The following is a 9,911-nucleotide window of genomic DNA, read 5'->3' as shown; positions in this document are numbered from 1 at the left end:
AATCAGCAGGATGGTGAAAAGGAGAGGGATATAGCCGACGACCGCCCACCGGATCGAGCGGAAGTAGACGGCGAGAATGACGAAGACCACGACAAGCGCCAGGAGAAACCCTTTGAGCATGTCGTGGAGGACCTCGTCGTTCCAGACGAGGTTGAAATAGGCGATGCCGGCGGGTTTGAATTCCAGCGGTGTCGGGGATCCCCCCTTGAATTGCTCTACAGCCCGGATGACGTCCCGCATCGCCTGCGCATCCCATGTTTTGAGCTGCAGCCAAATGTTCGCCTTCCGGAACGGGTAATCGACGACATTGTTGAGATCCGACGGTTTGGCCGACATCGAAAATAAGAAAAGGTACTGAGCGATCGTTTCCTTCGAGTCGGGGACGACATCGTACTTTGGATCGTCGTTGTGGAGAACCTTATTGATCCTCTTTACGTAATCGGCTACCGACACCGTTTTCCCGACCACCGGAAGTCTTTCCAGGTGCCTCTGAAGGCCTTCGATCGACTTCATGGCCTGGGGGGTTTTGATGAAATCATCCGCATCCGAAAGGGCGACGATGTATCCAGAAGAGGTGCCACCCAGAGCCTGGTTGAGCACCTCATCGGCTTGGCGAACCTCGCTTCCCTTCTTGAACCAATTCACCATGTTATTGTTGACCGTGATCTTGGATGTCCCGATCACGGCTACGACGACGAGCGCCAGTCCCGCAAGAACAACGCTCCACGGCCTGTGCACGCCGAAACCGCCGAGCTGGCTCAAGAATCGGGATGTCCGGCTCGATGCGATCTCCTCTCCTTGAGAAGCTTTCTCGATCGTTTTCTCTTTGACGAACGTGAACATGGCGGGAATAAAGCTGAAGCTCAAGACCCGGAGCGCCACGGTGCCGAAAGCCACCAGTCCTCCGAAAACGCGGACCGGGATGATTTGCATGAAGAGAAGGATGCCGAAACCGGCCGCCGTAGCGAGCGCCGTATAACGGACGGGGCGTCCGACCGCCTGCATCGTCTCCAGGATGGCTGTCTTCTTGTCCTTCCGTTCCCGGAAACGGAAATAGAACTCGTTGAAAATGTGGATGCTGTCGGTGGCAATCGCCATGAGAAATACGGGGGCCATGGAACTCATGATGTGGATCGGAAATCCAAGGGCGACCAAAAGCCCCATGCTCCAGAGAATGCTGATCATGGCGTCCATCATGAGCGCGACGGAAAGAAAGAGATCCCCAAACATCCAGAATCTCACCGCGAGCATGACGAGCCCCGCGATCGGGGCGAAGAGGGCCATAAGCTTGAACATTTCCGCGCCGAATGTGTCCCGGGCGACCGGATCTCCGGCGACGAAATACTGTTCCGGGTCTCCCTCTCGTTTCGCAATCTCTCGGATCCTGTCCGCGATTTCCTTCCCGTTCGCCCCCTTTTCCAGGGGGATGTAGATCGCGGTTGTCTTCTCGTCCTTCGATAGAATCCGGTCGACAAAGAGCGGGTTCTCCAGGAGCGCTTTGCGAAGGGGAACGATTTCGGCGCTGTTCTTCGGGATTTCCGTCATCAACGGCGCTACGTTGAGAAGGCTGTCCTCCGCCGTGACGTTTGTGATCGTTGGGAAACTGTTCACGTCCCTTGCGGCCACGCCCTCGATCTTCAGGATTTCGTCCGTGAGTCTGGAGATCTTGCCGAGGGTGTCGAGGTTGAGGATTCCTTTCTTGTTTACGATTCCCAGAACGATCATGTCTTCGTAGAGAGTGAAGGTTCGATCCACCTCGTCGTTCCAGACCCGGACATCGGATGTGGCGGGAAGCATGTGTTTGGGATTCGTGTCCGTCTTCAATTTGGGAAATTGGCTTAAGGCCACAAGGGAAACGGCGGCCGTCAAAAGAACGACAAGTTTGGGGTGATCGACGGAGAATTCGACGAGAGAGCGTTTCTTCATGGACGCCCCCGCCGCGCCATGGCCGCTTCTTCTTCCATCCGTTCGCAGAGAATCCTCTGGATCAGATCGAAGGCGTCGAGAATTTTGGGGTTCGCGATCCGGTAGAACACCTGAGTCCCTGCCTTCCGCGAGACCAGGACGTGCCGACGCTTCATCATGAGAAGGTGAGGGGAGACGGTACCGAGAGGTACCTTCAGAACCTCCGCAATATCGGCCACGCTCTTCTCAGACCCCCGTAAGGCATGCAGGATTCTAAGGCGCATTTCGTTCGAGAACACCTTGCACATATCGGCATGGAGTTCATAGAGGCCCGACGATCCGCGACGTGTTGTCGGCATGAAGACAGTCTCTCCGGTTCACGGTTTAGTATATTCTACATAACTATAGAATAATATAACTACAAGGAAATCAAGAAAAGACTAAAGGAAAAACGCTCCCCCCGCATCCACCAACCGCGCCTGGACTACCCTCCGCTCAGCGCGCAGAGGATTTGCACCTCGTCACTCGAATCAAGGGCGAAAGACAAAGCGTGAATTTGTTCTCGATTTACAAAAATCTTGATGTGAGGGCGAATTCCGCCTTGCTCGTCGATCATTCGGAATCGAATACCGGGGAGCCGGCGGTCGAGATTCGCCAACGCTTCATCGACTGTCCCGCCCTCCGCCGACACTTCTCCCTTGCCGTTTGTGTACGACTGTAGCGGCGAAGGAATGAAGATCTTCATGCTTGCTCAGGCGTCGGCGACTTCCACGGAATAAATGTGAGGAAGGTGCCGGGCCAATGAACTCCAGGTCTCCCCTTCATTTCGGCTCCCCCAGATTTCTCCGGACGTGGTTCCAAGATAGAGCCCAACAGGATCCTTCCGATCTGCAGCCATGGCCTGGCGCTTTACGGTCCACCACGCTTGCCTTCTGGGAAGACCTTTGTCCTGGCGTTTCCAAATCTTTCCGCCGTTTCGCGTGACGTAAGCCGCGGGCCTTCCGTCCGGGCTGGTTCGCGGCCAAACCGTCGTGCCATCCATCGGGAAGACCCACACCGTTTCCGGATCGCGGGGATGAATCACGAGGGGAAATCCGATGTCTCCCACTTTTTTCGGCATCGCGTTTCCGATGCGGGTCCATTTTCCCTCGCCGCGATCCAATCGGTAGATTCCGCAGTGGTTCTGTTGGTACAGTCGATCCGGCATGAGGGGGTGAAGCCGCATGCAGTGGGGGTCGTGACCGAATTCGGGATTTGGATCGGGCAGAAAGATCGCTTCACATCCCTGATTGAGCGGATTCCAGGTTTCTCCGCGATCCATGCTCTCGAATACGCCGCCGCTCGACATGCCTAAGTACATATGTTCCGGATTCCTCGGATCGATCAGAATGGAATGCATCTTGGGTCCATCCGGAGTTCCATCCTGACCACTCCCGGTCCAACGGTTCCGCATCGGGTGCTCGTTGAATCCTTTCACGCTCTCCCATGTGTCTCCGTGATCTTCGGACCTGAAGAGTCCTTGGGGGGACGACCCGGCATACCAGACCCCTTTTTCGCTTGCGTGGCCGGGGGTGAGCCAAAAGACATGGTCCAAGACAAGCCCTTTTTCTCCTTCAGCTGCCTTCGGGAAGGAGGGCGGGCGAGTTGCTTCCTTCCAATTCTTTCCCCCGTTTGTGGAACGAAACACCGTCGGACCCAAGTGCCCGGTACGAGCCGCTAGAAGGATCGTGTTTCGATCCCTTGGATCGCATACGACATGATGGACGATATTCCCTAGAAAAAGAGGGTCGGAGAGTCTCCATTTCCTCCGGCTCTTGTCCCCTCGAAGAAAAAATGCCCCTTTACGGGTTCCGATCAGTAGTTTCATAGCCGCGTTTCCATCCCGGATTCGGATTCATAGGAAAACACGAAGTTTTCTAGATCGTCAATTCCCGGGCTGGCTTTCCCGCAAAACATTTCGAAGCGTGACCAAAAAAAATGATGGACAAATTTGGCTTGGAAAGTCCGTTCGTCGTTTCGGAGGAAAGAAATCGCAATCGTAATTCTTGAGAGATATAAACAAGCGCGTGAAGGGCGCTCGGTGTTAACTGCCTCCATGATCGGAATGTTGGCAATCCTTGCCGTGAGCGCTTTGTTTTCGCTGCTCATCCATCGCGTGCATTCTCTGCGAAGTTTTCAAATTGGAATGTGGGGTTGCGTCGCGGCTTGCGTTGTTGGCCTGGGTGGAAGCGTTTTTGCGCTTCTATCCGGCGAGCAGATTGCGGATCGTAAGATCGGTTCCCTGCCGCTGGGGGAGATCGTGGTGGGTCTGGACGGGCTTTCGGCCTCCTTTTTGCTGTGCGTTTGCGTCGTGTGCGGTCTGGCTTCGCTCTACGCCCTTGACTATTTCAAGAGCGAAGCGGGGAAAGGTCGGTCGGGAGTGGCGACATTCCTGTTCAATGTTCTCGTCATTTCCATGATGGGCGTGGTCATGGCCCACGATGCGATTTCGTTTCTCGTTTCCTGGGAAATCATGACGATCAGTTCGTTTTTCCTGGTTGCGTACGAACATGAACGGTCGGAAGTTCGGAAAGCGAGCCTCATCTATCTGATTGCGTCCCACATCGGAGTGATCGCGATTTTTGTTCTGTTCGCTTTATTGGCGCGACATACCGGAAATTACCGGTTCGACGGCTTTCTCTCTTCGCCTCTATCGGATGCTTCCCTGACGACGGCATGTTTCTTCCTGGCGCTGGTCGGTTTCGGAACGAAGGCGGGAATTTGGTTGCTGCACATCTGGCTTCCCGAGGCTCATCCCGCCGCGCCAAGTCACGTCTCGGCGGTGATGTCGGGAGTCATGATCAAAATGGGAATTTACGGCCTTCTCCGGACGCTGACCTTTCTCGGAACGCCACCGCCCGAATGGGGACTCTTGCTCATCGGGGTGGGAATCGTTTCGGGAATTTCCGGCGTTTTGCATGCCTTGGGGCAACATGATCTCAAGCGTTTGTTGGCTTATCACAGCATTGAGAACATCGGGATTATCGCCCTGGGGATCGGCGTCGGGCTGTTGGGACAGAGCTACGACAAACCGGTGATCGTTTTTTTGGGTTACGCGGGAGCCCTCCTTCACGTGTTGAACCATGCCCTGTTCAAGGGGCTTCTCTTTCAAGGGGCCGGACACATCCTCCACCAAACCGGTGCTCGAAATCTTGAAGCCATGGGCGGACTCTTGCCCAAAATGCCGGTGACCGGCGGAACGTTTCTGATCGGATCCGCGGCCATCAGCGGCCTTCCTCCCCTGAACGGTTTTGTGAGCGAGTGGCTCATCTACATGGCGTCGTTTTATGCGATATTTGAATTTCGAAGTGTCGCCTCGGGGGTCTGCGTGGCCTCCATCGTTTCGTTGGCGCTCATCGGAGGCTTAGCGGCGGCTTGTTTTGCAAAAGCATTTGGTGTGGCGTTTCTAGGCCAACCTCGCTCGAAGATTCACGGCCCTATTCAGAAATCGGAAGGTGCGATGAAAGTGGCCATGATCTTGGGCGCGGCAGCTTGCGTGGGAATCGGTTTATTTCCCCAGTGGGCGATTCTCATCGTGGCGAGACCCATCGGTGTGCTGAGTGCCACGGCCGTTTTCCCCGAGGAAGTCGGAGACTCTCTTCAGTTGATTTCACGGACGGCCCTTTTGCTCCTTTGCTTCTTGGGCGCGCTTTTCTTTCTGCGGCACAAGCTGCTTCAACATCAAGAGATTCGATGGGGAACTACCTGGGGCTGCGGCTATAGTTTTCCCACCGCACGGATGCAATATACCGCGGGTTCGTTTGCTCAGCCGCTTCTCCGATCGTTTGGGGCCGTTCTTCTATCCAGAAAACGAAATCAGCCTCCGCAAGGATACTTCCCGAGTAGCGCCCTCTTTGGCGAACACTTGGTGGATCGAAGTTTGGAAAATGTTTGGACGCCGATTGCGACGAAAATCATCTTGATGTTTCGTCGTCTCAAGGTTCTCCAACAAGGCCAGCTGCAATCCTATCTTTTGTATATTCTGATTACGTTGATCTTGATTCTCTTCTGGAAAATCCGATGAACCTCGTCGTCCATTTGGCGATTCTGTTTTTCTTTCCGCCCCTCTTGTCGGGCGTGATCGGAAAAACCAAAGCGTGGTTTGGGGGAAGAAAAGGGCCGCCCGTTCTTCAGCCCTACTTCGATCTCATCAAATTGGTTCAAAAGGGGACGGTCTACAGCTCTTCGACGTCCTGGATCTTTCCCGCGGGGCCGGTCGTGTCCCTCGTTTGCGTCATCGCCGCCGGACTCTTGATCCCCATTGTTTCTTCCCAAACGCCGATCGGTTTTGTCGGAGACATGATTCTCTTCGCTTACCTTTTGGGACTCGGAAGATTCTTTATCGTCCTGGCGGCCATGGATACAGGCTCCAGTTTCGAAGGGATGGGGGCGAGCCGCGAGGCGACGTTCTCCGCTCTTGTCGAGCCGGCGTTGATTTTGTCCCTGGTGATTTTGGGACTCCAGGCCAAGAGCCTCACGTTTGCCGAAGCGCTGCAGCCGGTCGTCTGGACCGGTTGGTTGCGTGCGGCGCCCCTTTTATTGTGTTTGTTGCTCGCGCTCAGCGTTGTGTTCCTGACGGAAAATTCACGAATGCCCGTGGATGACCCGGCCACACACTTGGAACTTACGATGGTTCACGAAGTCATGGTGTTGGACCACAGCGGCGTGGACTTGGCGTTTATCCTGTATGGGAGCTCCATAAAACTATTTCTCATGACCGTTCTATTTGTCCGGGCGATTTTTCCGGGCGGCGGTCTCGATACCGCGTTTTCCTCGGTGACCGTTCTCTTGGAGTGCGGTTTCGTCGCCGTTCTCGTGGGAGTTACGGAATCGATTCTAGCGCGCCTTCGGTTGCCGCGAATTCCTCAGTTTTTGTTGGGCGCCTCGGCCCTTGGGATCGTCGGCATCGGTATCCTTTTCCTGCGTGGGCTCGGATGACCGGAATCACGGATTTTTTTCTTCTGTTGGTCGTTTTAATCGATCTCTACTTGTTGGCTACGAGCCGGATGGAGGCTTGCATTCGAGCCTCCGCGCTGCAAGGGTTGTTGTTAGCGGTCCTTCTCTTTCTCTTCGCTTCGGGCGGTTCCGGTGTAGGCATTCATTACGGGTTGATTGGGATCGGCACGGCGCTCGTTAAAGGGATGTTGATTCCACTCCTTTTGCGGCGGGCCCTGCGGGTGGCCAAGGTGCGGCGGGAAGTCGAACCGATGGTGAGCCTTCACGTTTCCGTGTTCCTGGGGGTTCTCTTGGTGGTCGGGGGTTTTTGGTTGGGGCGGACCCTGGTGTTTCCCAGGCCGATGCCGACGACTCTCTTGCTCCCAGCCGCATTCTCAACGCTCTTTATCGGCTTTCTGATTCTGGTCAGCCGCAAAAAAGCCATTACGCAGGTCGTTGGTTACTTGGTCCTCGAAAACGGCGTCTTCCTCTGCGGCATGGGATTGGTGCGCGATCTCCCCTTCGTCGTCGAACTGGGAATCCTGTTGGATGTCCTGGTCGGTGTCTTCGTCATGGGGATCGCCGTTCATCACATCGCGCATGAGTTCGATGACATCGATGTCGGCTTGATGGTGAGTTTGAGAGAATGAACTTCCCTTTAGTCAGTCTCATCCTAATCCCCGGTCTTGCGGCACTTGCCATCCTTTTCATCCGCTCCGTTCGTATTCAACTCATCGGGTTATTGACCATCGCCTCTTTTCATCTCCTCCTCACGATGGTTTTGGGATTGAACCTGCCAGTCGAAGAACTCGGGTCTTTCCTCAAGCTCGATAGTTTGGGTTACCTATTCTTGATTCTTACGAGCGCCCTGTTCGTCGCGACATCCTTTTATAGTCTCCATTATCTCCAAGGTCGGACCCACGACACACCTTCCGCGCTTCACCGTTTCGTTCCTTGTCTGCTCGGCTTTCTTTCGATGATGACGCTTGTGATCGTGAGCCATCATTTGGCTTTGATGTGGGCGGCGATCGAAGCCACGACCTTGGCGAGCGCTCCGCTGATTTACTTTTACCGTCGAAAGCCGGCGCTGGAAGCCACCTGGAAATATCTGATGATCTGTTCCGTTGGGATTGCATTGGCCCTGTTGGGAACGTTCGCCATTGGAATCGCCCGATCGGCCATTGCGGGAGAAGAGGGGGGTTTTTTTCTCTCTTCTTTGCAACAACATGCCGCTCAGTTTTCGAAGCCTTGGCTCAAGGTCGCATTTATTTTGGCTCTGGTGGGGTATGGGACCAAAATGGGACTGGCTCCCCTGCATACGTGGCTGCCGGACGCGCATAGCCAAGCTCCCTCTCCCGTGTCGGCGCTTCTTTCAGGCGCTTTACTCAATTGTGCCTTTTTGGGAATCCTTCGCTTTTACCAAATTTGCGTGGCTGCCGGAGAAGCCGCGTTTGCACAGGAACTTCTCTTGATGATGGGAATCGTATCCTTGGTCGTGGCCACCGCGTTTATCCTCGGCCAAAGGGATTACAAACGGCTCTTTGCCTATTCCAGCGTCGAAAACATGGGGATTTTGGCCGTCGGCGTGGGAGTGGGCGGTGCCGCCACGTACGGAGCGATGTTGCATGCGGTCAACCACTCCCTGGCCAAGGCGGGGCTCTTTTTTCTGGCCGGAAATATTCTTAATGCTTTCGGCACCACGGACGCGATGAAGGTGCGGGGTGTTTTTCAGCGGGTTCCGGTTACCGGCATCCTGCTCATCGCGGGATTATTTGCGATCGGCGGATCTCCGCCCTTCGGCCTGTTTGTCAGCGAATTCACGATTTTTCAGGCGGCGATCAATTTTCATGTTTGGTTCGGTGTTCTGTTTCTCGCTCTCTTGTCCATCGCCTTTTTGGGCATGGCGGGAGTGATCGTTCCGATGGTTCAGGGTGAGCCCCCGGCGGAAACCGTAAGAATGAGGGTGGCCGGGACGCGAATTTTCGCCGTCGTGGCCCCTCTGGTCCTTCTTTCGATCGTCCTCGTACTCGGCCTCTACATTCCTCCTTTCTTCCGTGAACTTCTGGAAGAGGCGGCTCACTTGGTTGGAGCTCAATGATGCCCGAGATCGTTGTCACGAATGGCTCGGCCGTATCTCTTTCGAAATTGAAACCGGTTTCCATTGAGGAATTCGAAAAAACCTGTGTGGACCGATGTTCTTCGGGAAAAAGATTATCGGCGTTGTTGGTTTTGCCCGCGCCGAAAGAACGCACGTTCTTATTAGCAGCTGTTATCGCCGATGATCCGGCGCATTCGCTCTCGTTGATTTCGACGGCGTTGGTTGAAGGAGGTAGCTATCCATCGCTGACCGGTCGAATTCCCCAAGCCCAAGCCTTCGAGCGTGAAATATATGAAGACCACGGACTCAAGCCCGAAGGCCATCCTTGGTTAAAACCGCTTCGCCGGCATTCAGGTTCAAACGGATCGTCGCATCCGTTTTTCCCCGTGTCGGGAGAGAGTGTTCACGAAGTCGCCGTGGGGCCGGTCCATGCCGGCATTATCGAACCGGGGCATTTCCGGTTCCAATGCCACGGCGAGGAGATTTTCCATTTGGAAATTCAACTCGGATACCAGCATCGGGGCGCCGAGAAGCTTCTCTTGTCTTCCCTCCCCGCCCGAAGGGCCGTGATTGCCGAGTCGATCGCCGGAGACACGGTGATCGGGCATGGAACCGCGTATTGCATGGCGGTCGAATCGTTGTCGGACACGGTCGTTCCGAAGCGTGGAAACGCCATTCGGGCGATCGCGCTGGAACTGGAAAGGGTTTCCAATCATGTGGGCGACCTCGGAGCGCTTTGCAACGATGTCGGTTTTTTGCCGGGGGCGGCCTACTTCGGACGGTTACGCGGGGAATTTTTGAACGTTCTCATGGAAATGTCCGGGAATCGGTACGGCCGCGGGTTACTTGTCCCCGGAGGCGTTCGTTTTGATATCGACGATGCAATGGGAACGAGGATCATCCAGCGGCTTCAAAAAGCCGAAACGGATCTAAC

The 9,911-nt window shown here is 55.0% G+C and carries 9 protein-coding genes; 5 read left to right on the top strand and 4 right to left on the bottom strand.

The genetic code is table 11. The annotated features are described in order from the left end of the window. The 4 genes from VI895_09300 to VI895_09285 all read right to left on the bottom strand — a co-directional run. The coding region (locus VI895_09300) for an MMPL family transporter (GenBank protein ID HLG19991.1) at nucleotides 1-1,926 on the bottom strand (1,926 nt) is incomplete at its 3' end. Next, the gene (locus VI895_09295; GenBank protein ID HLG19990.1) at nucleotides 1,923-2,264 is read right to left on the bottom strand and encodes a metalloregulator ArsR/SmtB family transcription factor; all 342 of its coding nucleotides are present in this window, start codon (nucleotides 2,262-2,264) and stop codon (nucleotides 1,923-1,925) included. The genes VI895_09295 and VI895_09300, both read right to left, overlap by 4 nt. Nucleotides 2,265-2,389: 125 nt before the next feature. After that, on the bottom strand, nucleotides 2,390-2,650 hold the full coding sequence (locus VI895_09290; GenBank protein ID HLG19989.1) for a MoaD/ThiS family protein: 261 nt from the start codon (nucleotides 2,648-2,650) through the stop codon (nucleotides 2,390-2,392). Nucleotides 2,651-2,656: 6 nt separating this feature from the next. Then, the gene (locus VI895_09285) at nucleotides 2,657-3,772 is read right to left on the bottom strand and encodes a glycosyl hydrolase (protein HLG19988.1); all 1,116 of its coding nucleotides are present in this window, start codon (nucleotides 3,770-3,772) and stop codon (nucleotides 2,657-2,659) included. Between the two features lie 237 nt (nucleotides 3,773-4,009). On the opposite strand from VI895_09285, the gene VI895_09280 reads away from it, so the two are divergent. The 5 genes from VI895_09280 to VI895_09260 form a co-directional block, all read left to right on the top strand. Beyond that, on the top strand, nucleotides 4,010-5,968 hold the full coding sequence (locus VI895_09280) for a proton-conducting transporter membrane subunit (GenBank protein HLG19987.1): 1,959 nt from the start codon (nucleotides 4,010-4,012) through the stop codon (nucleotides 5,966-5,968). Further along, nucleotides 5,965-6,882 carry an NADH-quinone oxidoreductase subunit H gene (locus VI895_09275; GenBank protein HLG19986.1) on the top strand — a complete coding sequence of 306 codons (918 nt, stop codon included), beginning with the start codon at nucleotides 5,965-5,967 and terminating at the stop codon, nucleotides 6,880-6,882. Before VI895_09280 ends, VI895_09275 begins: the two co-directional genes overlap by 4 nt. Continuing rightward, the gene (locus VI895_09270) at nucleotides 6,879-7,529 is read left to right on the top strand and encodes a hydrogenase (protein HLG19985.1); all 651 of its coding nucleotides are present in this window, start codon (nucleotides 6,879-6,881) and stop codon (nucleotides 7,527-7,529) included. Before VI895_09275 ends, VI895_09270 begins: the two co-directional genes overlap by 4 nt. After that, nucleotides 7,526-8,977, top strand: a complete 1,452-nt coding sequence (locus tag VI895_09265) for a proton-conducting transporter membrane subunit (GenBank protein ID HLG19984.1) — start codon at nucleotides 7,526-7,528, stop codon at nucleotides 8,975-8,977. The genes VI895_09270 and VI895_09265 overlap by 4 nt, the downstream gene beginning before the upstream one ends. After that, the coding region (locus tag VI895_09260) for an NADH-quinone oxidoreductase subunit C (GenBank protein ID HLG19983.1) at nucleotides 8,977-9,911 on the top strand (935 nt) is incomplete at its 3' end. The genes VI895_09265 and VI895_09260, both read left to right, overlap by 1 nt.

This window comes from Bdellovibrionota bacterium (assembly GCA_035292885.1).
GTDB lineage: Bacteria > Bdellovibrionota_G > JALEGL01 > JALEGL01 > DATDPG01 > DATDPG01.
This window is presented reverse-complemented; position numbering and strand designations above follow the sequence as displayed.